Annotated in this window: 30 protein-coding genes; 14 read left to right on the top strand and 16 right to left on the bottom strand. The window is 40.8% G+C overall.

The annotated features are described in order from the left end of the window. Position 1: 1 nt before the first annotated feature. From BV375_RS16755 to BV375_RS16740, 4 genes are all read right to left on the bottom strand, one after another. Entirely contained in the window at positions 2–2,362 is a 2,361-nt protein-coding gene (locus BV375_RS16755) for an MASE1 domain-containing protein (protein WP_086762395.1), read from the bottom strand. 1,140 nt (positions 2,363–3,502) lie between these two features. Next, positions 3,503–4,357, bottom strand: a complete 855-nt coding sequence (locus BV375_RS16750; RefSeq protein WP_086762393.1) for a metal ABC transporter permease — start codon at positions 4,355–4,357, stop codon at positions 3,503–3,505. Positions 4,358–4,360: 3 nt separating this feature from the next. Beyond that, entirely contained in the window at positions 4,361–5,203 is an 843-nt protein-coding gene (locus BV375_RS16745) for a metal ABC transporter ATP-binding protein (protein WP_086762391.1), read from the bottom strand. Positions 5,204–5,220: 17 nt separating this feature from the next. Then, the gene (locus BV375_RS16740) at positions 5,221–6,291 is read right to left on the bottom strand and encodes a metal ABC transporter substrate-binding protein (protein WP_086762389.1); all 1,071 of its coding nucleotides are present in this window, start codon (positions 6,289–6,291) and stop codon (positions 5,221–5,223) included. A 1,054-nt stretch (positions 6,292–7,345) separates the two neighbouring features. On the opposite strand from BV375_RS16740, the gene BV375_RS16735 reads away from it, so the two are divergent. From BV375_RS16735 to BV375_RS16725, 3 genes are all read left to right on the top strand, one after another. Next, a complete protein-coding gene (locus BV375_RS16735; RefSeq protein WP_086762578.1) occupies positions 7,346–7,708 on the top strand; it encodes a hypothetical protein in 363 nt (120 codons plus the stop codon). A 312-nt stretch (positions 7,709–8,020) separates the two neighbouring features. After that, positions 8,021–8,266 (top strand): DUF6737 family protein, encoded by a 246-nt coding sequence (locus tag BV375_RS16730; RefSeq protein WP_086762387.1) that lies wholly within the window; start codon positions 8,021–8,023, stop codon positions 8,264–8,266. A gap of 700 nt (positions 8,267–8,966) precedes the next feature. Next, a complete protein-coding gene (locus BV375_RS16725) occupies positions 8,967–9,116 on the top strand; it encodes a PsaJ protein (protein WP_086762385.1) in 150 nt (49 codons plus the stop codon). Between the two features lie 130 nt (positions 9,117–9,246). Here the strand turns inward: BV375_RS16725 and BV375_RS16720 are convergent, their stop codons facing one another. From BV375_RS16720 to BV375_RS16680, 9 genes are all read right to left on the bottom strand, one after another. Next, positions 9,247–10,050: an SDR family oxidoreductase gene (locus BV375_RS16720; RefSeq protein ID WP_086762383.1), complete on the bottom strand. Its 804-nt coding sequence runs from the start codon at positions 10,048–10,050 to the stop codon at positions 9,247–9,249. 810 nt (positions 10,051–10,860) lie between these two features. Continuing rightward, entirely contained in the window at positions 10,861–11,451 is a 591-nt protein-coding gene (locus BV375_RS16715) for a thioredoxin family protein (RefSeq protein ID WP_086762381.1), read from the bottom strand. A gap of 101 nt (positions 11,452–11,552) precedes the next feature. Further along, complete coding sequence (locus BV375_RS16710; protein ID WP_086762379.1) at positions 11,553–11,783, bottom strand: hypothetical protein; 231 nt, start codon at positions 11,781–11,783, stop codon at positions 11,553–11,555. Beyond that, on the bottom strand, positions 11,780–13,153 hold the full coding sequence (locus BV375_RS16705) for a transposase (RefSeq protein ID WP_086762377.1): 1,374 nt from the start codon (positions 13,151–13,153) through the stop codon (positions 11,780–11,782). The genes BV375_RS16710 and BV375_RS16705 overlap by 4 nt, the downstream gene beginning before the upstream one ends. 310 nt (positions 13,154–13,463) lie before the next feature. Continuing rightward, positions 13,464–13,700 (bottom strand): hypothetical protein, encoded by a 237-nt coding sequence (locus tag BV375_RS16700; RefSeq protein WP_086762375.1) that lies wholly within the window; start codon positions 13,698–13,700, stop codon positions 13,464–13,466. Then, a complete protein-coding gene (locus BV375_RS16695) occupies positions 13,693–14,349 on the bottom strand; it encodes a hypothetical protein (RefSeq protein ID WP_086762373.1) in 657 nt (218 codons plus the stop codon). Before BV375_RS16695 ends, BV375_RS16700 begins: the two co-directional genes overlap by 8 nt. Further along, on the bottom strand, positions 14,346–14,591 hold the full coding sequence (locus BV375_RS16690; RefSeq protein ID WP_086762371.1) for a hypothetical protein: 246 nt from the start codon (positions 14,589–14,591) through the stop codon (positions 14,346–14,348). Before BV375_RS16690 ends, BV375_RS16695 begins: the two co-directional genes overlap by 4 nt. Positions 14,592–14,678: 87 nt before the next feature. Further along, entirely contained in the window at positions 14,679–15,026 is a 348-nt protein-coding gene (locus BV375_RS16685) for a hypothetical protein (protein ID WP_086762370.1), read from the bottom strand. Positions 15,027–15,106: 80 nt separating this feature from the next. Then, on the bottom strand, positions 15,107–15,295 hold the full coding sequence (locus BV375_RS16680) for a hypothetical protein (protein ID WP_086762368.1): 189 nt from the start codon (positions 15,293–15,295) through the stop codon (positions 15,107–15,109). A 578-nt stretch (positions 15,296–15,873) separates the two neighbouring features. On the opposite strand from BV375_RS16680, the gene BV375_RS16675 reads away from it, so the two are divergent. The 5 genes from BV375_RS16675 (at position 15,874) to BV375_RS16655 (ending at position 18,516) form a co-directional block, all read left to right on the top strand. Further along, entirely contained in the window at positions 15,874–16,275 is a 402-nt protein-coding gene (locus BV375_RS16675; RefSeq protein WP_143842102.1) for a hypothetical protein, read from the top strand. A 94-nt stretch (positions 16,276–16,369) separates the two neighbouring features. Next, positions 16,370–16,594, top strand: a complete 225-nt coding sequence (locus tag BV375_RS16670; protein ID WP_086762365.1) for a hypothetical protein — start codon at positions 16,370–16,372, stop codon at positions 16,592–16,594. Between the two features lie 99 nt (positions 16,595–16,693). Continuing rightward, positions 16,694–17,599, top strand: coding sequence for a hypothetical protein (locus BV375_RS16665; protein WP_086762363.1), 906 nt, complete (start codon positions 16,694–16,696; stop codon positions 17,597–17,599). A gap of 60 nt (positions 17,600–17,659) precedes the next feature. After that, positions 17,660–17,860 carry a hypothetical protein gene (locus tag BV375_RS16660; RefSeq protein ID WP_086762361.1) on the top strand — a complete coding sequence of 67 codons (201 nt, stop codon included), beginning with the start codon at positions 17,660–17,662 and terminating at the stop codon, positions 17,858–17,860. Continuing rightward, positions 17,857–18,516 (top strand): hypothetical protein, encoded by a 660-nt coding sequence (locus BV375_RS16655; protein WP_086762359.1) that lies wholly within the window; start codon positions 17,857–17,859, stop codon positions 18,514–18,516. The genes BV375_RS16660 and BV375_RS16655 overlap by 4 nt, the downstream gene beginning before the upstream one ends. Here BV375_RS16655 and BV375_RS16650 read toward each other — a convergent pair. Then, on the bottom strand, positions 18,490–18,828 hold the full coding sequence (locus tag BV375_RS16650) for a hypothetical protein (RefSeq protein ID WP_086762357.1): 339 nt from the start codon (positions 18,826–18,828) through the stop codon (positions 18,490–18,492). The genes BV375_RS16655 and BV375_RS16650 overlap by 27 nt on opposite strands. A gap of 502 nt (positions 18,829–19,330) precedes the next feature. Here BV375_RS16650 and BV375_RS16640 point away from each other — a divergent pair. Both BV375_RS16640 and BV375_RS36915 read left to right on the top strand, forming a co-directional pair. Continuing rightward, positions 19,331–19,597, top strand: a complete 267-nt coding sequence (locus BV375_RS16640) for a hypothetical protein (protein ID WP_086762353.1) — start codon at positions 19,331–19,333, stop codon at positions 19,595–19,597. A 55-nt stretch (positions 19,598–19,652) separates the two neighbouring features. Beyond that, positions 19,653–19,817, top strand: a complete 165-nt coding sequence (locus BV375_RS36915; protein WP_166507461.1) for a hypothetical protein — start codon at positions 19,653–19,655, stop codon at positions 19,815–19,817. A 4-nt stretch (positions 19,818–19,821) separates the two neighbouring features. Here the strand turns inward: BV375_RS36915 and BV375_RS36910 are convergent, their stop codons facing one another. Together BV375_RS36910 and BV375_RS16635 are read right to left on the bottom strand one after the other, a co-directional pair. After that, complete coding sequence (locus BV375_RS36910) at positions 19,822–19,986, bottom strand: hypothetical protein (protein WP_166507460.1); 165 nt, start codon at positions 19,984–19,986, stop codon at positions 19,822–19,824. 72 nt (positions 19,987–20,058) lie between these two features. Continuing rightward, positions 20,059–20,640: a tyrosine-type recombinase/integrase gene (locus BV375_RS16635; RefSeq protein WP_086762351.1), complete on the bottom strand. Its 582-nt coding sequence runs from the start codon at positions 20,638–20,640 to the stop codon at positions 20,059–20,061. Positions 20,641–20,856: 216 nt separating this feature from the next. Between BV375_RS16635 and BV375_RS16630 the strand changes: the two genes are divergently transcribed. Genes BV375_RS16630 through BV375_RS16615 form a run of 4 tightly spaced genes read left to right on the top strand, consistent with a single transcriptional unit; the run spans position 20,857 to position 22,681 of the window. Beyond that, complete coding sequence (locus BV375_RS16630) at positions 20,857–21,186, top strand: hypothetical protein (RefSeq protein ID WP_086762349.1); 330 nt, start codon at positions 20,857–20,859, stop codon at positions 21,184–21,186. Then, positions 21,187–21,525, top strand: a complete 339-nt coding sequence (locus BV375_RS16625) for a hypothetical protein (RefSeq protein ID WP_086762347.1) — start codon at positions 21,187–21,189, stop codon at positions 21,523–21,525. After that, a complete protein-coding gene (locus tag BV375_RS16620) occupies positions 21,515–22,099 on the top strand; it encodes a hypothetical protein (protein ID WP_086762345.1) in 585 nt (194 codons plus the stop codon). Before BV375_RS16625 ends, BV375_RS16620 begins: the two co-directional genes overlap by 11 nt. A 6-nt stretch (positions 22,100–22,105) precedes the next feature. Next, positions 22,106–22,681 (top strand): hypothetical protein, encoded by a 576-nt coding sequence (locus BV375_RS16615; protein ID WP_086762343.1) that lies wholly within the window; start codon positions 22,106–22,108, stop codon positions 22,679–22,681. Positions 22,682–22,683: the final 2 nt, after the last annotated feature.

The following is a 22,683-nucleotide window of genomic DNA, read 5'->3' as shown; positions in this document are numbered from 1 at the left end:
TTTATTTATTTGATATATATACTTCGACTAAGGAAGCGATCGCTTCTATTTCAAACTCCTCAGCAAGCGCCAATAACTTATCAGCAAAAGCTGTATACTTCGTATCTATTTGCTTGATGTGGTTAGTCTCTAATTGGATATTGGCAACATCACAACGTTGAACAGCTTGATAAAGCGCCATGAGTTCGGATGCAGGAGGTATAACCATTTCTGTAACCGAAGCTGAAGCATTTTGATTTTCATATTCATAAATCCATGTCAACTGCAAATGGTTTTGTAATTTATCCAGCAACTCTTGAGCTTGTATGGGTTTAGGCAGAAAATCATTGCAGCCAGCGTCTAGAGCTTTTTGGCGATCGATGTCAAATACACTTGCTGAAGAACTTATGACGATCGCATTTTGCAGAGCCTTTGACTGGCGTAGGTGTTGAGTCATCGTCAACCCATCCATGACAGGCATTGCCAAGTCGGTAATTATTAAGTCTGGCAGAAGTTTGGCAGCTTGTTCTAAACCTTCTTGACCGTTGCTAGCTTCAAAAATTTCAAAACCGATGGGTTCGAGTAAATTCACTACAACCGAACGATTTTCCCAACGATCGTCCACAATCAAGATTTTCCTGGTTTCGCCTTGAAAACCGACAATATTACTTTTAGGAGCAATGATAGATGCTTGTGTCCATTCTTCAGTTTCAGCTAGCTCTACCTCAAACCAGAAAACGCTACCTTCTTTGTATTGACTTTGGACATTAATTGTACTGCCCATGAGAGCCACAACCTTTTGGCTAATAGCTAACCCCAACCCTGTACCTTCTGCTTGCTGTTCAACGCTACCAGCTTGCTCAAAGGGCCGGAAGATTTTCTCTAGTTGTTGGGGAGTCATACCTACGCCGGTGTCTGCAATTTGAAAGCGAATTTTTTGCAGATTTTGTTGGCGATCGCCTACGACCTCAACATTAAAAGTAACGCCACCGCGATCGGTGAACTTAATCGCATTACCCAAAAGGTTAATCAAAACCTGTCGCAGACGTTTTTCATCAGCACAGATGTTTCGAGGAAGTTGTTTACTTGGCTGATAAATGAAGTAAATTCCCTTCTGTTCAGCCCGGATGCGACAAATTTCCACTACACCTTGCAGGAAGTTGAGAAATGGAAAATCTTGAGCATGAAGTTCCATTTTTCTAGCTTCGATTTTCGAGAGGTCAAGGATATCGTTAATTAGTGTCAGTAGCTGAGAAGCACACTGATGAATAATATCAATACCTTTGTGTTCCTTCTCTGTTAAAGTTTGGGAGCGTTGGAAGATTTGAGCATAGCCGAGGATACCGTTGAGGGGGGTACGTAGTTCATGGCTCATGTTTGCCAAGAATTCGCTTTTGGCTTGGCTTGCACCATCAGCCAGAATTTTAGCTGCTTTGAGTTCAGCAGTACGCTCTTCTACCCGTTGTTCTAATTCATCTTTTGCTTGTTTGAGTTTTGCTTGTGCTTTCCTATTTTCATTGAGTACAGCCGAGAGTACAAAGGTAGTTAAGGCAACAACACATATAAAAGATTGCAGTAGCAAAAGAGATTGATATACTGATTCTTTTGCAAAAGATCCAAAACCGCGAGCTGTTCCAAAAACTGCGATCGCTGAGATGACAATCACAAGCAACGTTGATTCCCGTTGTCTAAATCTAAAAGCTGACCAGAGTAACAGTGGAATCATCATATATTCCACAGGAAACCCACCCCAAAAGGCTATCCGACTGATAACAATCAACGATAACAGTAACAGTGCAAACTCTATAATCTGTTGTTTTTGGAGTCTTTGCTCCTGTGGTGGCTCTAGTAACCATGCTAGGACTACTGGTGTAACGATCAGTGTACCGGCAAGAACCGCTGTCAACCAAGCCCGCCAGACATTTCCATATTCTGCCCAAGGAGTACTGCCAGTTAGACAGAGTACACCAATGGCAACAGTAGAGCTAATCACAGGATAAGGTACAATCAGCACCACAAATTTGAAAACATCCTGTGCCCTCTCCAGCAAATTGCGACGACCGATAAAGCGATTGATCAAAAAAGCCATCATTAATGGATCACTCATGTCGATCAAGGAGATGCTGATACTGCTTAGAAAGTTGTTTTGATAAAAAATTAAAAAATTAGCAATTAATTCACTCAGAAGAATAGCAGGCCAAATACGGTACCCAAACACTAGAATAGTACCTAAATAGACACCTGTTGATGGCCAAATTGGCGCTGTTCCATCTTGAAAAGCGATTGTTGCTGATAACTTACCAAGACAAAAGTGAATAACAGGAAGAATTATAAAGGCTATTAATACAGCGCGGTCTGTAATAAATTTAAATCTTTTGTACATAGAAATTGGTTACATCACTCTTCTTCAATTAGGTATGCTACTTAATTAGTAAAACTGAGCAGATATAAGGCTGAATTCAGTAATAACTAAATGAGGGGTGTTGTTCAGCAATTCCACACCTTAGATGTGCAACTACGCTACCCTGAAAGGCATTACTAAATGCTTCAGTTCCGGCCCATATTCAATAATTCCCAAAAAATGTACTCAATTAACAGTTTGGTAATATAGGACTCATATTTGATTTTTGAAAAAAACTCAGTACACTTTTATTCCTTCTTCACTGTTCCCTGTTCCCTCCCTACGCAAATAATTTCAGGCATCAAAACGGATTCCTATATCTATAGCTCATATATTTTTAAAGTGATTGAAGAGGTTAGGAATCTGCGGATTAATAAGCTAACCCGCCTTTAAGTTGCAGAATCCTTAGCCTCAGAAAGACGCGGCGACGCGGAGAAAGGGAGACGCGGAGATGCAATTTTAATGATTATTAGCTTAGTGTCCCAAGCAGCTGGGTTTTGACTGCGCTCAACCCTCAGCCGTCGAGAGTTGAGCGCAGTCGAAGCTCGGTTTACTGGTACTTTATTTTCATGCAAGTTCCTTATCTTGCAGAAAATGTAAAGATTGACGAATCAGATAATAACTTTGCCTCTGACTGTCAGAAAATTATTAATATTAATTAAGTTTATAATTTATAAAATCCTTGATTTTAACATTCAAATATGTGGAAAATATGAGGAAATCAGAAAATAGTTAAGATTAGTAATTTGTTAGTAGGAATTTATTACCTAAATCTAGAATTAAACCTCATCCAAGTTGAGAATTCAAGTTTTTCAAAAGGGAATAGAAAATTGGGAATATAGGACTTATATTTGATTTTTGAAATTAGACGTAGGGGAGCCAGCGCCGTGCGTGGGTTCCCCCCGTTGAGGCGACTGACGTTGCGTTAGCCTTTGGCGTAACGCACCAAAACCTTTGATTGGTGTGTTAGGCTACGCCATAATACACTCTACACATACTTAGATTGATTCAAGAATCAAATCAGATTGCTATAGTATAGAATTTGGAAGCAAAACTTGCTCAAGAAAAAACTCTGGGTTTCAAAGTAGACGCAGTTTAGTAAATTTTTTAAATCTTTGCTGATTACTGGTAGTGTTTTGTAGGAAGGCTTGGGAGTCGGCGTTTTCGCCAACGTTGAAGCCGAGTCCACAGCAACACGCAGGCGAACACCAGGGTTGAAAGTAACACTACACTAGCTCCAGAGGCGATGTCTAAGTAGTAGCTGAGGTAGATGCCTACAAAGGCGATCGCAGCGCCTAAAATCCCAGAAAGAATCATCATCAGACCAAAGCGATCGCTGAGCAGCCGAGCAATTGATGCGGGGATCACTACCGCAGAGATAATTAAAGTTACTCCCAACACATTCAATGTTGCCACTAGTAAAGTTGCTAGCATCAAAGCAAATAAGGTATCCATTGCAACTACAGGGACACCATGAACTTGAGCAACTTCTCGGTCAAAAGACCAAAACAGTAAAGGGCGATAAAAGAAAAATACCAAACTCAAAAGCACAACAGTTACTACCGTCACCACCCACAAATCACTAGGTGAAACACCCAAGACATTACCAAATAGAGCCGCTTCAAAGTTTTGGCTAAACTTGCGATAAGTGCTGATGACGGCTACCCCTAAGGCAAAGCTAGCTGTTGTGACAATTCCAATGGCTGCATCCGAGTAGACTTTGCGCCCTGTCAAGTACTGAATTAGTAAAGCGGCAGCAAAACCCCAAATTCCAGAACCAATATAGAAGTTTAAGCCCAGCACGTAACTCAGCACAGCTCCTCCCAAAATCGCATGAGATAGACCGTGAGCAATGTAGCTCATGCGACGAGTTGTGATATAAACTCCCATCACACCGCATAATAATCCCGCCATCATCCCAACTAAGATGGCACGACTAAAAAAATCGTAACGAAAGGGCGCTAGAAGAAAATCCATAAGTCAATTTTGGATTTTGTGATTTGAATTTGCTTGCTTCAAGATTTGAGGCAAGTTGTCTTGCATTTGATGGCGTAGGGAAGTCCCGCCACTAGCAATTAAAATCCGGTCTTCTTGTTGAAAAACTACCATTTCTCCACCAAAAGTCTTTTCTAGATTGGCGGGAGTAAAGATATCAATCGGTTGACCTTGACTGATTAAGCCGTGGTTGAAACATATCACCCAAGGTAAATGTGTTGCTACTGAATTGAGGTCGTGGGTAGAGAGCAAAATTGTTAAGCCTTGCTGATTCAAATTAGCCAACAGATGCAAAAGTTCGTGTTGAACGTGTAAGTCAGAACTACTTGTTGGTTCATCAAGAAGGACGATTTCTGGTTCTCCCACTAAAGCGCGGGCGATAAAAACCCGTTGTTGCTGTCCGCCAGATAAATCGCCGATAGGTTTATGGGCAACATTAGCAACTCCCACACGTTCTAGAAGTTCTTGCGCCGCAAGGCGATCGCTTAATGAAGCCCAAGGAAACATCTTCTGCTTTTGGTAACGCCCCATCATCACCACTTCCAAAGCTGTGACTGGAAAAGTCCAATCGACTGTTTCCACTTGCGGTACGTAACCCACCTTTGGCGGTGCTACTCCTGGTTTTAGCCGCCTTCCCCGGAACCAAATTTCCCCAGCCCAAGGATGAACTAACCCTAAAATTGCTTTGATGAAAGTGCTTTTACCGCAGCCTGAAGGCCCCACCAAGCCAGAAAGTTGACCAGGATATAGCTTCAAATCTACCGCCGTAAATACTGGCTGATTTTGATAACCGCAAGCTAAGTTTTTAACTTCAAGTATTGGTTGCATTTAATTGCGATACCTTTTTACTTAGCTGTTGTGGTTGTGGCGGTTGCTGTTGGGCCTACGACATTGGTTGTATTGAGACTGTCAACTAGCTTGGAGTTACCCTTCAAACCATCAGCGATAATTCGCATATTGTTAGCCATCATGCCAATGTAGGTGTGCTGAGGATTAGTATTTTGCATTGCATTCGCCGCTCCCTGTCCAGGTAACTCGTCATCAGCAGTGTTGGCTGTTTTGACCTTAGCTTCGCGGGCAATTTGCTCTTCTACCTTGCTAGGGTAGACTTCAGAGCCAAAAATTGCTGGAACGCCGACTTTACGCACCTGATCGATCAGCTTTGCCACATCTTGGGCGGAAGGTTCCTTAAAATCTGAAGGTTGAATAGCACCAATTACTTCAAAACCATATTCTCGTGCCCAATAAGCCCAAGAGTCATGGTAGGTCAAAAGTTTGCGGTTCTTGGCAGGAATACTGGCTACAACTTCTCTTGTTACTTTGTCGAGTGCATCAAGACGTTGCAGGTAGTTTTTCAAATTAGTTGCATAGTAATCCTTACCAGCAGGGTCTAACGCAGTTAACTGTTGAGCCGCTAGTTTAGCGTAAGCCTCAGCATACTTGGGATTTACCCATAAATGTGGGTTAGGGTCTCCCTTTTCTTTAGGAAAACTGAAATCAAATAACCATTGGTCTTTAGTGATTGTATTACCACCAAGTTCGTAGATTTTAGTGTCTTTAGGTTTAGAAGCTTTAGCTAGTTTTTCCGTGGGGCTTTCCAAGTGTAATCCATTAACAATTACCAAATTAGCCTTGGACAGCACATCACTATCGCTAGGACGTGGTTCAAAAGTGTGGGAGTCGGTGCCTTCAGGAATGATACCTTTAACTTCCACGCGATCGCCTGCAATATTACTAACAATATTGGTCAGTGGAGCTACTGTTGTGACCACTAAAAGTTTATTTTGGTGGTTGTTTACAGGTTTTGCAGCCGTGGAATTTTCTGATGGGCTAGGAGCTACAGCTGTGTTCTGAGGCGCACTGCAAGCTACCAGTGTTAAATTCATTACTAACAGCAATGCAGAGATCTGTTTCATTTCTAAATAATTAATGAAAATTTTGATAACTAAATTATCAGTAGACCAATTTCTAGTTTGGTCAAGCAATGCCCCCTTAGGGCATTTTTAGGCAATTTTTAGGTTTTTTTAAGCTATATCTGCTTTTAGATGGAAATATCGTATGAATAATATTGATAACTTCCTTCTTTAGAAGGTAGATTTTTTTAAAAAAATGCGATTTTGTAAACCAGCTGCTAATTGCTGTCACTATTAATGGTGTTCCATCACTCTGGAAAAAGAAAAATTGAATAACATTTCTATACTTAGTGAAGTAACCTGAGTTCGGGTTAAGCCAGAAGCTAAAAAGCTTATTGTGTATAGATTGAGCAAAATTCTAAGTGGTAAAAGAAGTGATTAAAGTGGAATCGTTTCGTCAATAAGGTTCACAAATGAGATTAATATCAACAACATGCCTTTTTGAAAATATATGAAAACAAAGTTTCAGACCGGACAACGAAAAATCAAGGGGTTTGAGGATTTCTTATCCCGAACTCAGGTTGAAGTAATAATCGCAGAACAGTGGGAAGCCTCTTTGCGTCTAACCTCCACTTCGTTGCACTCGCTGCGGACAGATCACAAGTAATTTGCTGAACATGATATTACAGATGCGATCGCTATATCCTAATGCAGACATCTACAGTAATCAGGCGATCGCAAATCATACCCAAGGCTCTTTCTAACACAAATTTTAAATTAAACCGTATTTATAAGTAAGATAAATAGATTTTTTAGTATCATTGTATCCATTTATCCAAGACATAAAACTTACATTTTCCCTCTTACCCAGTTGGAGAGCTTTTCCTTTAGCTTTATCCAATCTTTACCATAATCATCAGCATTATGCCAAATGAAGATGACATTTCGATTCCTCTGCCGATATGCTTAATTTATAACGAATTTGCATTTAGAGCGAACCAGAATGCTTACAAGTAGCGTCATGCAACGATTGACCTGTAGTTCTCTAATTATTACATCTTTCCTAGCAATAGCAGGACAGTCCGCTATGGCGCAAAGTCCGATAAATCATCCTCAAATGGGGATCAAGTATTCACAAATATCTACCGAGTTAGATAATAACACTGATATAAAAGTTTCACAGACAAGTAGCAGAATTGATGAAAAAGCAGCTTTTAACTTAGTTTGGAAACTTCCTCAAGTCAAACGTAAAGCAAAGGAAATTGAACGCCTTTCCAAAGGAACTATCCGCGTTGCGGCAATTGTTGATAGTTCACCAACCCCAGAAACGCCTTACTACACAATTCGAGTAGTGGAAAATCATGTAGACCACGTTGACACAATATATTTATTTCGTGTCTTAAATCCTACTGGCGTCATCCAAGTTTACGATATTCTCAAGGATGAATATATATCATTACAAGATTGGAAACCTAACTGATTTTAAAACAGATAAATATCTGTGCTTTGATATCCAGAATATCGACTTTTGATGAGTAGTAAGATTCCTGACTTTTTCAAGAAGTCGGGAATCTGGTAATTGTTGGATTTCGCTACACAGTTGAGATGGAGCGAGCAAATAGCTGTTAAGCTAAAACTTGTTAAACTACATCTATTTTGAGAACCATAGTTTTAAAAGTAGTGGGAGCATCTTGCTCTCTGCTCTTCGTAGCGGGAAAGATGCGCGCACTACTCCAGGTTTCAAAATGGACAAGGTTTAAAAGATAATTCTTAACTTTGGTTGTTCACAACAATGTCCGACAAAAAGCCCGTAAGTCCTTGGAATTACAAACCGTGGTGGTGTCAGCCCTGGTCTATACTGCTCACAGGTGTAAGCATAATTAGTGGTAGTTGGTTAATATTTAAAATCATCTGGCTAACAGTTCTAATCTCTATACCTATATTGATATGGATGGGCTTTTTTATATTAATCTGGCCGCAACTAATTATTCGTAGTGGCATTTTGGATTCATATCAAAGTAACATTTTAGACGATTGATAACTAAGTGGGTGGAGTTAAACCGAAGTATATATAGTTTTCTCAGGGAAAGGATTTTTTACTTTCCCCAAGCAAAATATAGTTATGGTTATGTATATTTATCTAGTCACGTCAAGCATTAAATCTCGTAGAATGTCTAAAAATTTCTAATTTCCTGATTTATACATTATTATTAATTTCTCCTCAGCCTCTTGGGGTATGAGAATGATTCATAAGATATATTTATAATATATTTAATTACAAAGCAACTTAATATAAAACAGCACTTTAGTTAGAAGTTTAGTAAATAATTAACTATTAATCTATTTGTTGTGCAGTTAACTTAAATTTCTGATTCTGAAAATTTTGCTTCTAAGGAACAACCAGAGCTATTTTTCAGGGACATACATAAGTAGTTAAACATAATTAATTACCCAATGTCATTGCGCTAAGCGAAGCCATGCCCGAAGGGCTTTATGTAGCAAAGCGAAATGTAGACGCGCAGCGGCTTCCCGCAGGGTAGCAATCCCAACCCCCATGATTGCTACCCTGGGGGAACGCCTTCGGCGCTAAGCGAAGCTATGCCCGCTAGGAGAAGGCTTTACGCTTCGCTCGCAATGACTGTAATTAATTTTGCGTGGTTACTTATCACAGATGAAGGTTTTTTACTTAACCTGCACTATTCAAATTTAATTACCGAACTTGTTTGAGAGGTTACTCTATGCAAAAAGCAAATGACCAACAAGGCTATTTCCTGAAATACCTTTCCCTCGCACCTGTGCTTGCGGTTCTGTCGATATCAATTGCTTTTTCTACTTGGGCAGTGTTTAACTTTATTTTTCCAGATCTGCTTTTCCATCCTATGCCATAAGGGGTACTGGAGTTAAACTAATCTTTGTCTTAGCAAAGCCAGAGAAAAGGAACAAAACAATCTGCGATCGCTCTTGTAAAGCTGTGACAACAAAGCCAAGTCAGGGGCGATCGCTCGTAGCTAGTTTATACTATTTAATTTCTTGCATATTTTTCACAATTTTCGTTACTAGATTTCTCGGTGTAAATCTAACAATTTCAGCAAGTAATTTATTTTTTAACCCAGGAATAGCAACAGTTTTACCTTCCATTAAAGCGCGATAACCGATTTTAGCTACTGTTGCTGCTTCCATCATGTTATTATTTTCTACCTGTTTAGCACCCGCAATCCCTGTTCTTTCATGAAAGGCTGATTCTGTTGGGCCTGGACAAAGGGCTGTTACAGTAACACCTGTACCTTCTAATTCGCTCGCCAGTGCTTGTGAAAATGATAATATATAGGCTTTAGTAGCGAAATAAACTGCCATTAAAGGGCCTGGTTGAAAAGCAGCAGCAGAGGAAAGATTTAATATTTTTCCTTCACCTTGCTTTACCATATCTTTCAGGAATAACTTAGTTAAATGGGTAAGACATACTAAATTTACCTGTAGCATTTCTAATTCAGTATTCAAGTTTGTTTCATTAAATAATCCATAAATACCAAATCCAGCATTATTCACTAGCACATCAACTTTGATAAATTCTTGTTGTAACTCAGTAAAAATCTCTTCAGGTGAGGTTTTTATAGATAAATCTTTGACAATAGGTTTAACAGAAATACCAAATTCGTCTCGGAATTTATTAGCAACTTCAGCTAATTTGTGCGCCATTCTGTCTACTAATACCAGATTGTAGCCATTAAAGGCAAAAATATATGCTAGTTCGTAGCCAATCCCATTAGCTGCTCCAGTAATAAGAGCAGTTTTTTTGGGGTTTCGTTGATGTGTTGTGTTCATAATAGAAAATATGTGAGTTTTACTTGATGAAGCTTTCATACATTTCTAGTATTGCTCTATTACCATAGTGGCTATTAACAATAATCTTGGAACAAACAAGAAATGTTTTTGGTCGTTACTTTTATATATACTTGTTTGATGTTGTACTTAAGGCTTAAATTGTTCTAGTAAGACAAACACTTGGATAATAAATGTTCAGTTTGTACGCATAAGACTCTAGTAAATTGCCACAAAAGATTTAACGAAATCTCAAACTTTCAGTTAAATTTTTAGCTTCTAAGTTTAGAAAAGCCAGGATTTAAGCCAGTCTATTTTGAATATACTTTGCTGAAGAGAAATCTATTGTATTTATGAGAACAAACTGAAAATTTTATAAAGTTATGGCTTGCCAACAAAAAAATTATCTAATACCAAAGTAGGATTCTTACAATCCGTAGAGTAATTTTTTGTATTTCAGATATTTTCCCACCTAAAATGCGCTAAAATAACTTAATTTTTTAGAGCTTGATGTTTTTACTCTGAGTTCTTATATCTACATATATTAAAAAAAACTCATCCAAGGCTGACGTTTGATTATTAACAAGTTCATGTATGGATATTTATATAGGTATAAAAACTAATTAGTAATTAAAGTAACAATAAAAATTCCTCTTAGTTAGGTGGTAATTTTTTCATATTTATTGCCTACCTAAGAGGGTAAAAATATAGTGATTTCTAATTGAGTAAAGTACAAATTTTTAAGGTAATGCTTACCTATTTCCTGCTTTCTGTGGTTTATCGAAGTCAAAACTTCTATAAGTAATTACGTTGCTAATTTACCACCTGGCTACCATGACTGCGTGGATCATCTTGGCTAGTTGTTGGTGCAACTGGTGCTGAGAATTTGGAAACTTGTCCGCTAGCTTGGGCGTAAGGTAAAGAGGAATCAGTTACTAAAGCTTCTAAGTTGCTAGCCATGACAGCGCGTGGTTGATCGCCGATCGCCTGCGCTATAGTTTCCCCGTTTTTACCCAAGAATACAAAATGGGGAATTCCATCAACCCGATATTTCAACATTTCCGGCAGCCACTTGGTGTTATCCACATTCAGCATGACAAAATTTAGCTTGTCAGCATATTGCTGTTCTAACTCAGCCATATCTGGTGCCATTTTTTGGCAGACAGTACACCAATCAGCGTAAAACTCCACCAGCGAGGGCTTACCGTTGCTGATAGCGACTTCTAAGGGTATTGAGGCTTCATCTAACTTAGTCAGGGAAGCCGAAGTTGTCTCAGTTCGCAGCCCTAAAACCAGGGCGACGCTGAGGGCGATCGCGACTATCGCAATTAAGAAATTTCTCACACGCGCCCCCATAGTAGATTCAGGCTTTGCTGGAGAATTAACAGGTGAATCCGGAGTCATAACAGAATTATTAAAACTTATTAAGCAGTATGATCTTCACTCTAGTAAGTTACTGGGATATTAACAACCCCTACATTACTGTAGGGGTTTAGCATCAGGTTTTAAAAATCATCACAGTTTTGACAGTACCAAACCTCGTCAAAACTTCCCCAGAAAACAGAATACTGCTGACATCTTGGACAGTATTGTGGTTCATTAATGCGTTTATCGCTTAACCACTCATTATCTAAATCGTCCGTTGGGTCATAGCCAAACTGCATCTCCGTATTCATTTGACTTAATTTTTGAGATGACAGACGGGCATAAACTGGATAATCTTGTTGTTCACTCATTTTGCGATCGCTCTGGACAACTCCCGAAACAAAATATTGGCAACTTTGGCCATCAGCTTATTTTGCAAATGCTTACCGTTAAGTAACTGCTTACCAGACGCATCAACAGTGCTTTTAAGCGTGTTCTTGTAATCACCTATTTCCTGACCGATAGGACTGTCAGGTAAGCGTCCGTCAATTTCAATTTTGGTGATCACGTACTGCCAAAAGTTCATTCGGCATAGGGATGATCCACTACCTTTTTCAACTAGCTTGTCTCCCGACTGCTCTAAAACGGTTCCCATACCTAGCCTGAGCTTGAAAGCATCCCTGGAGCGATTGCGTTTAACCCGCTTCACGTCGCCAGGAAGAAACTTAACTACAGATTTCCCATCTTCACGGCTTACCTGTTTTTTCTTAACTTCCCGCACTTCCCGCTCAATCAACGGCTTGCCGTTGGTAAGGAACGCTTCAAATGGGTAAATTCGACTCAGCAGGCGGGCGCGAATTCTCAACCCAAAATTGAACTGATCAAAAATTTGGTTGTAAATTTTGAATTGCTCATCGTTGACTAGGGGTTTGAGTTTGGCTTCTAGCCGCTGCTCCTCAACATCGATGTCACACAACCAATCAGCATGAAGTCGCACAAGTGGATCTATTTGCAGTCCAAGTTGTACCGCTATGGATTGCTGGTATTGTTTGGTAAGCGATTTGTAACTTTGGGGATGTACCTCCAATTCGCGCTGCGCTAACCAACCCCATAACGGTGGGACATTGCCCAGCTTGGTGCTTTCGGTCTTACTGTGTGCCTTTTCTGGGAATTGCCAAGCTAGTGCTTGACGGGTGTAGTTGACAATTGGATTCTGCACACGGTTAAGGTGTTCTAGTTGCTGTACCAGTTCCCGCAGTTGGTCAATTGACTGTGGTCGGTGCATAAGAAACGATCGCGGGTTAAGTTCGCCAGTTTCTAAATAGTTTTCTTGATCCAAAGCATAGGACGCCATAGCTAAAGCATCAGCAGCATCGGATTTGTTTGGGAGGTTTTTACCACCGCGATAGCGACGTAGTTCAATGTGACCAACCCAAAGGATTTTTATTCCTAAGCTTTCGAGAATGCTTGCCCACAGCCTAGAGTAATGATTACCTGTAGGTTCCAAAATAGAGACATCAGGCTTGTTTTCTCGCACATAATCAGCAAAGTCAAAAGCTGATTTTTGATTGCTTTTAGGCTTAGGATTGGAGTAGAAGCTGGGAAATAAATTATTAGCTTTAGTCCTGGTTTTTTGCCAATAGTTCTTTAATCCTCCGACTGGATATGATGTTAAAATATGACAAGTAATGCTTGATTTACTAACATCAACTCCCAAAGATGTAATCGATTTAATTGTCATGGTTCTGCTGATAATTGGGGTTTGCTATTCGTGTGCCACCACGAAAATTTAAAAGCCCAGTTTTGACGCTTGAATCCCCTAACACCCCATCAATAGAAGGGCGCGATTCACTCTTAACGCTGGGTTTAACCCGGTAGCCTTAGGATTGGTGCGCTTGAAGATCACAACACCCCAAAAAATAGGCGTGCGATTCAGTTTTAACGCCCCACTTCCTAAAACAGTGGGGCGGATTGCTGTGGACACAATCCGCGACGGTGGGACGTATTGCCCACCGTTTCGGCTACTGTGTCAGGTAGCCATCATCAGGCGGTTAGTCATCGTCATAAGCTAATTGCTCAACAATTTCTGTTAGCTTTTCAGAAGTTGGATTAAGCAAAATTCTTATCTGCTCGTCTATTTCAGAGTCTGCATCCTCGTTGTTTGCTATGAGCTTTAAAGCAGCATTAATTTTGGCTTTAATATGATGTAATGAATGCCAAAGAATGTAGTAATCCCATGCTGGATCTGGTTGGGGAATATTTTCAATTTCTGAATTTTCACTATTCATAAATGTCATCATCCTCATCTACTTCATCCCAACCCACAAGTGAATAATTGTTATCAGGGTCAGTTGCATTGAGAATATCCACCATTGCCCGACCAGTTAACATATCAAAAAGTGAGTAACCACTAAGCATTTGATTAATTCGGTTTTGTTCCAATGCTTCTTCCTGACCGTCCATTCGCAGGCGGGGGTCGATATCTTCAACTGAATTAATTGGTTGTGGTTCCTCGTTACCTGAGATCCACCGTTGGTGTTGGTCGTCGTAAAATTCTTGCCAAGCTTCGGTTGATAGTGGTTGAGTTCTTCTTTCTAAGAAATCAGCCATTTCCTTACCTCGCTGGAAACCTTCGGGGCCACAAGCCATTGATTCTACCCAGTGGTAATTCATCGCAAAGCCACCTTTGGAAGCTGCCTCGGCTGCAACTTCAGTTGGGGTTGCGCCGCGATGGCGAGCGATAATTTGAGCGAGTGCAATTGCTTGAACACTGCTGAGGCGTTCTAAATCAATGATCATCAAAGCTACTTTTGCATCGGCTGATAGCTCAAGCGGGAACGGATCGCGCATGGGAATCATGCCATCTGGGAATAAATCCAGAATTGGCTCATAAGGATTGCCGGGTTTTAATTTCACCCAGGTATCATGTTTAGTCATAATTTCTCTGGTGTGCAATTACAACGGTCTTGGGCATCCTGCCAAGCTTGGAGAATGGCTGTAGCATCTTCACCTTGAAAGGGTTGACTATCGCCGTTAACCCAGGTGATGACTACTAAATCGTCATTGAAAGTCTCACCGGCTGGTGAAAATTGCAGTTGGCGAATTTGGGCCAAATTTATCCATCCGGAACCGGGGGTTTTGCAAGTGAACACGGTGGGAACTGATATTATGGTGTGCATGGTTCAGGCTTGAATCCAATAGCTAAGTTGGGTTGAGCTTTTGCGATCGCGCTCTTCTCCCAAAAACCGCGATCGCAAAAAAATTAGTTAAAAATTGCCGGGGTCGCTACTTGCAGTACCCCCAGTCTCAAAAGGGATATCGGGGTTATCCTCCTTTGCTGGTTCATCCTTGATTTTTCCAAGCTTGATTAGCTCTTGCTTGAGGTAATAAACCTCGTCAGATAACTTGTTTCTTTGGGCTTCTAAATCCAAAATCTCTTTCTGGAATTGCTTACCAATCTGGGAACGGATGTTACGCTCTACCAATTCCATCAGTTCCAAAATGGCAGCATTTTCATCTTCACCTAGCGCTACTTCTGCAAACAACTCCAGGTGCTTATTTTCGTAATTCCCTAGGTTTAAAACTCGTTTGTAACTGATACTTTTAAGCTGCATAATTTACCTTGTACACGTTTGACGTGTTTGAATCAAAAGCGATCGCACTCCCAAAAAAAGCGCGATCGCTTTTGAGTGAGTTATCCTTGTGAAACCTCAACTGGTTTATCGAAAACCACCTCAAACCTGACACCAGGATTTAGCCCGCGTAAAATGCTCATGTAGGCTTCGGCGTCAGAACGAGCGCGAAAACGATTAACGCAGACATTCTGAACTGTGGATTCACAGCGAAAAACACCCCACGGCTTGAGGTCGGCGCGGTAAGTCATAATTTAATTTCCAATTTTTCAAAAAAGGCCAGCGCAAGCTTTACCAGCCAGCGCTGGTGTTTCTCAATTGCGTCTGTAGATTACAAGCTCCCCCAGGTGGAGGAAAGCGCCAGTAGTAACCACTGGCGAATCATGGTTTGATTTTGAATCGCAAACTGAGAGATAAAGATTAGCGTCTAAATTTATACCTCCAACGAGACAGCATGACTGTGCAGCGCCGGGTGAAGCGAAAGCGCTATTTGACTGCGAACATTACATAGTTAACTGCGAACATTGCACAGTTAACTCTGATGATTACGAAGTTAGCTCCGATGATTACGCAGTTAACTCCGCGCTAATGACCAATAACTATTGACCATTGACTCTGGACTTTTGACTTAGGGTGTTTCCGCGCCGGGGCACTTTGGCAGTGGCGCGGGTGAGTTGCTCCGGAACACACGCAAGGTCTAGGCGTGGGGGAGTTAAAAAAAGTATTTTGCTAATGCAGAATACATAATGTATATTAAGCATGAGCAGAACTCTTGTCAAGCATTTTGCTCATGCTTAATTATTCTGCTCATGTAAAATGGAGGAAATGCATGGATAGCGTAAATGGCAAGACCAAAGAAATCGGCAGAAGACGTAACCACAGTGGGACTCAAGCTGAGTCAAAGCGCATGGGAGGAGTTGCAGAAAAGAGCCAAAGCGATGGGACTAACAAGATCAGCGCTAGTGGAGAAGATAGCAACAGGGGAAATACCGATTGGAAGCTTGCCACAGTCAGAGACACAACTGCTGGGAAAATCCTAGAGCGCCTGGAAGCCCTGGAAAAGCGGCATTTAGAATACGTGCATTCTCACCAAGCTCGGCTAAGGGCGCGGCTGGGAGAAAGTGAAGAAGCTGAAAATGAATTTAAGGAAGAGTCAAACCAGATAAAAAGCGACATTTATCACCTGGTGGCTCGCGAAAAGACTGGAGATGACGTAATACAAGTCAAGTAAAACCGTCCTGCCCGCATGGGTGAGGGCGGTTTTTAATGGGTGCATCGCCCCTCACCTCAAAGTGCGATCGCCGTTGACTAATGACCAATGACCAATGACTAATTCCCCCGATTTCCTCGATCCAAAGAAATACACCCAAGCAAACTACTTAATCTGGGTATACGCCCCAGACCTTGGACTTAATGAGCCACAAATTGTTGACAGAGAACTGCTTTTAGAAATGATGTTAAAACCCTCACAGATTGAATTCGGGGGTTGGTGTTGGCGAGAATGTGCAGATTATTTTGAGGAAAAGTATGGCTATGAGTATGGCTCTTAGTAACAGCTAACAACCTGATTTTTAATACATAAAAAATTAAAATGCCTCCTAGAGTTACCAGCTACTAAGAGGCAAACCATCAAAATCTCTACTCTCATTATGACATTAAAAGCATCAAAAACTCTGTCACCCAGGACAGAAAAAGAACTCGCATTTTTCCTAGAACAGAACACAATTCCATTGACTCAAGCACTGTGGGAATGGATAGCATTACAAGGAAAAATCGGTACACAAATAGAAATTGATTTAGAAGAGTTTGAGCAATTTGTAACTAAACACCGTGGTACTAAATTTGCTCGGTGGTGGCTCAAGAAGCGCTTCAAATGGCTGATAAACCATAGAATAATCCAAGTAATCAAAGAGTTCAGTAGTACAGCTTACAGAATAGTTTTAAGACCCTTTGACTGGTTAAAACCACGTAAAAAAAATTCGCAAAATCACTTGCAAAACTGCAACTCGTCTTGCGATTTAACCACCTCAAACGACCAATCAGTAAGGGACGGGGTTAACAACAACAACACTTATATTCCTAAGATATCTGAGAGCGAACGTGAAGAGTTAGGGAAGATACTTGAGGTAGTTAAACTCTGCGAACAATACGGTTATCAACCACCTATTACGAAAATACCTGTTAACCTTTCCATTGCTGAAATCAAGGCTTCTTTAGAGCAATGGTCAAGTGAACAATACCAAGAATTAGAAAGACGCTACGACATATTAAAAATTTGTGCTGACTATGGGATTTATTACCATCCCCATACGACAGGCACTCAAGAACTATTCTCTTATCAGATTGAAGAAGTTGAACTAGCTATAAAACACTTCATTAAAGCTGGTGGATTTGAAAAGCGCGGCAATGGCAAACCAATTATTTCTAATCCTCAAGGTTGGTTAATTAAGTGCTTACGCGAATGTTGGTACTTCACTTGGCCGGATAAAGTTGAAGACTTTTTCAATATCTTGGGCAATTTATTACCACAGAACATCCCTAGAGATTATTCCTAAAACCCAATGAGAAAAAAATAGCCGCGAAAAGCGGCGCACTATTCAAAGGAGATTCACATTATGAATGATTCACACTACTTGTTCGACCACCAACAGGTGGAAATTTTCAAAAACTGGATTCGCAGAAGATTCATTGATGAAGTTGACTTTCAACAGATGCCAGTAGCTTTTACCCTGGCTTGGTCAGCTGCACTCAAAGAATTGTCCGAGACAGTTACTCACTCCATAGTCCCGTTTCACCGCCGTGGGGGTGAGTCATGAGTCCTGAGCAGCTAACTTTGTTTAATTTGGACGCGATCGCTCCTGTTGCGGCTGCCCCTGTATATGACCGTGCTTGGGATAAACATGATACATTTGACCATCAATTAGCCAGTAAAAAGGTAGATAATTCCTCTGCTCCTGAGTGCCCATCATCTCAGGAGTGTTTTTCTGACGATCGGTGGAATCCTGCTGATTTCGGGGAAGTGCCACACAAGGCAGACGGCGATCAGCTGACAATTTTCTACGATGACAGCAACGAACCGCCCGATCCGGACGATTACCAAAATCTCGCTGAGTATGAGCAAGCCTGGTACGAGTGGCGATTACGTGTTGGTGAGCAAGTAGAGAGTGATACTAAACCCAATACCGTAAATTCTCTTGTTGGTGAGCAAGTTACCACTAATACTAAAAAATCTGCTCACCAACACGATAAGCAAACCCATTGGGTAGAGAAGTACTGGGTACAGCGTGAAGGTAACAAGTATTGGTATTACCGTTATGCCTGGATGCTCGGGCGAAAAATTCACCGCCGCTACATTGGCTCGGTTGAGAGTGCGATCGCCAAAAATCGAAAATCTGAGGTTGAAAGTGCGATCGCTGATGGGGAATCGCCCACAGAGATTGAAAATCTAATTTGCTCCTGGCGTAAGTCCTAGCGCTTCTGGATTCTCTTGTAGCAGCTTCTTAAACTTCCGCAACTCATCCCAGGCACGAGTATTAATGTCCAGTTCTCTGGAATTTTGATTCGGGTGGTAGTTGGTACGCTTGTAATCAATGTACTTTTCGATTACTTGCAAAATCAAAAAAATATCCCCCGCGCGCTGGGAGATATCGCCTCCATTATGTGAGTCAATCGCTCTAGCATAATCCATCACTGGTATTTCTAGGGCAATGGGTACGCGGATAGTTTTAGTTTCGCCATGCTGCCATCTGCTACCACTGTCCCAGGTCGTGCTAGTCCTTGCCATGCTATCGCCTCAAATGCCGTGTTACACGGCAATTTACCATGATGTTTATTGCCAATTGGCAATAAGACATCAATATTCCCTGTCCCCTTGTCCCCCTATGCCCCAATGGAACACTATTATTCAGTTGGCGATCAAGTTTGTATTTGTAATAGCAGATGGGGCACGGTAGTTGAACTCCTGCCATATCAGAACATTCCTAAATACAAAGTTGCAGTTTTGGCTCAAATCCAAAGCAACATTAAACTCAAAATCAATTGCACAGTTTTAGAAACTCAGATCACATCATCCCTAGTGTCAAGCATTCTCAATAAGTAGAAGCTGGGCGATCGCCGTTTTTGAGGCCCATCAACAGCGGTCAAAGTATTGATTTTTTGTTAGCAAAGTGCTTAAACGCAAATTTTTTATTGCTAGCTAATGCCAATAGTGTCTGATGAAAAACGCGATCGCCTTTTTTAGAAGCCCATGCTAAAAATGTGAAGTTCAACTACCTGATGTAAAAAAAATGGACTTCACCGCAATCAACGCTCTGTTCGATGCAGCTGTAGCTTTCATCTTGGCTGCCGTAGAGCGAGAAAACAGCTACAAGCAACAGTTAGCTGCAAAAGACGAGCAACTTGTCCAAAAAGACCAGCAAATAACTGATTTACAAGCGCAACTTACCACAGCTAATGCTCTTGTCAGTGCAGATACAGCCGAACTCACCTCACTGCACGATAAGCTTACTCAACTGTCTGGTATTCTCATCCCAACCGAACCAGCAGCAGTTTAGTTTTTAAAATATTTCCATTCAAGAACTCACTTGTTGGCATCTAGGTAAAATCTAGATGCTTTCTTTGTTTAAGCAAAAAAATATCCCCCACGCGCCGGGAGATATTGTAAATCTTTCCTCTAATGCAGTTAATGAACCCAGTAAAAGCGATCGCCAAAATCCACAGCAGCGATCGCGGTTTACACCAGGGTGCATCTACCGACTACACGATAACCCCTAAATTTTTAGGGGTCAATTCTGAGACTGGGTTGCAGGCTATCAGCAGCCACATCGTAGGCAATGCCTAAAATCCGTTGTAGCTCAGTCTTAATAGTTTCTAAGTCTGTAATCCGTCCGTTGAGTACCTTGGGTGCGAAGATAATCACTTCAGCTGCAAGTGTCTGGTTCATAAAGTTGCTAGTTTTTTCTGTTTAAATAACAGTTATTCGTGTATAAATCAGTACAGTTTAGATGAAGTTTATTTAAAGAGTTGCGATCGCCCCTTTGACCTCATCAATTTCAACATCTATATAAGGATCAAGTCCTTTGTTGTCACGGTGTCCGGTGATTTTGCGAATCACTTCAGTTTTAGTGCCTTTTTTACGAAGTCTGTTTACCAGACTCCGGCGGGGCGTGTGCGTAGAAATTCCCTTTGAACCGAGTCCGGCCCCTTCAGTAGCTCTTTGGAGAATATCGTAGGCATTTCGCCAGGTGATTGGTTTAGTCCCGCAGCGCGAAGGAAAAAGCCATTCGCTTTCGCCTGGTTCAAACCTAGAGAGCGATTCGCGCAACACCTCATGAACTGGAATTTCTACATTGTCCGCACTACCATCTGGTCGGTGCTTGCGAATGATGCCACGAAAAATCAGCATCTCCTTGGGACGGCCATTCTTCTGGTACACATCACTCACCTTCAGCTGAATCAGCGCCCCCCAGCGCTCACCCGTGTACCATGCCAAGTCCCAAAGTAATTTATACTTATCAGTTTTAATTTGGCGACGAATTTTTGAATATTCACTGTCTGTAATTACAGCAGCTTTCCCTTTCCTGTTAATCTTGGGCATAAGAATTGAATTTCGCGTATTCCGCTTTTACCTTAAGAACAGGTGAAAGCGGAATTTTGTTAATATTCACTATTAGTAAATATTTGCTCAATCCTAGTGCTGACAATAGTTACACGCCATCGGTGAATATGCCACTTCTACATAAAACTGGAATATTTACATAACTTTGAATCACTCATAAAACTGATTTATTCACTTCAATAAAAATCAGCTTTTATGGCAGAACCAACTTTAGCGCAAATTTTTGGCGCGAACGCCGCACAAAACTCTACTACTATCACAATCGCCAAAGCAGATTTAACTAGTACTGGATTTGTTGCCTCAAGCAGTAACACGGCTGAAAGTATCCTTGCTGCCATCGTTGCATTTGCCCAACCAACACTAACCAGCACAAATCAAGCATCTAATACAGACCAATCAGTAACGATCAGCGATAGCAACGATTCACTAACAACTCGTTCAAGTGTGACTTACCGCCGAAAAACCAAAATTATCACCTTTGACAAGACTGATTCTGGTTCAACATTCAACCCTGGCGACTACTAAATGAATCTCACTTTGGCTCAAGTATTTGGCACAGGAGCCAGCCAAACTGCAACCACAGTGACGATTCAAAAATCTGGGTTAGTCGGCTTGACTCCTAATGCCAACAATCGAGCCGAAGAAATTTTCGCTGCAATTATCAAAACAGCTACTCAAAATTTTGAGGGCTACTTAACAGATCCATCTGGAAACGCTGTCCTTTCTCCCAATCAAATGAGCGTTGATTATGACAACAGTGTTTTGTATGACGTAGCTGGTTTACATCAATGGCAGACAGCAATTTTTAACAATAAATGTCGGTTTACTTTCTTGCTAGATAGCTACTCGACTTATGCAAATTAAGGATTATCCCCTTAAAAGTTCTCCGGTAGGTTCAGATTTATTGCTGCTCCAAGATTCATCTGATAATTCCTATGAATCAGCCCCAATCAGTTCAATATTAAGTCTTGTCCCAACTGGAACAAATCTAAAATACATTCAACTTCTAGATTCTAGAACCAGTGGTACGGCTGGCGGTAGTTTTACTTCCGGCTCTTGGCAACCAAGGACTGTTAATACAGTCGCAACAGACCAAACCTCCCAAGTAACTCTTTCTAGTAATACTTTTGTGCTTCCGGCTGGTACTTACTGGTTGGATTGCAAAGCCGCTTTTTATCTAGGAAACGCCACAAAACTAAGATTACAGAACACTACCGACAACACAACAATACTACTTGGTTTAAGTGCATGGGGGTTCAATTCTTCCTTTGATTCAATTAATTTTTTAAGTGGTTGTTTCACAATCGGTTCTAGTAAAAATCTGCAAATTCAATACAGGGTATCAGGTACAAATATTCAATCACCAAACTTAGGCGATGCAGTCAGTTTTGGTGTGAATGAAATTTATCTGATTGCTGATTTATTAAAGTTTTCATAATTAATTATGTTTTGTCAAAATGCCAAAAAAGGCAAAATTACTGTTAAGGCAAATAACACTACTCAGGAAATAGAAATAACAACAATTCCATTCAATATTAGCTGTAGTGCTAATGGTGTTTGTGGACAATCGGGTACAAGGACTATCACATATTACGGTGCTAATCCTAGTACAAATTGTATTAATAACACTGGTGAATCTTTTAGTAGTTTTAGAGATGAAACGCTATTTTTTAAAGCGATTCCTCAAGCTAGTGGCACGTATGACGGTAATAGATACGAGCTATGGGGTAAATGTCCTGACGGTAGCGAAAGACAGATAAGTTCAATCGTTTCTTTTAACTGTGGTGCTATCACTATCACATCAAATACTTTTACGGCAAATTTACAAAGCGGATTAATTGTCACAGATTCGCTAGGTAATGTTCTTTACAGCATCAATGTAGATAAATGTGATTTTAGCGTTTCATGTGATGATGATTGCCCTAATGGATACTGTAAGATTGATTGCCCAAGTTATCCCGGTTACTGCTGCATAAACGAAGCAAAAATTAAAAGTTTAACTAATCAATTAAATTCATAATC

The sequence above is a fragment of the Nostoc sp. 106C genome (assembly GCF_002154725.1).
In the GTDB taxonomy this organism is placed as follows: Bacteria; Cyanobacteriota; Cyanobacteriia; order Cyanobacteriales; family Nostocaceae; genus Aulosira.
The sequence above is the reverse complement of the archived record's forward strand: the minus strand, read 5'-3'. Positions and strand labels throughout refer to the sequence as shown.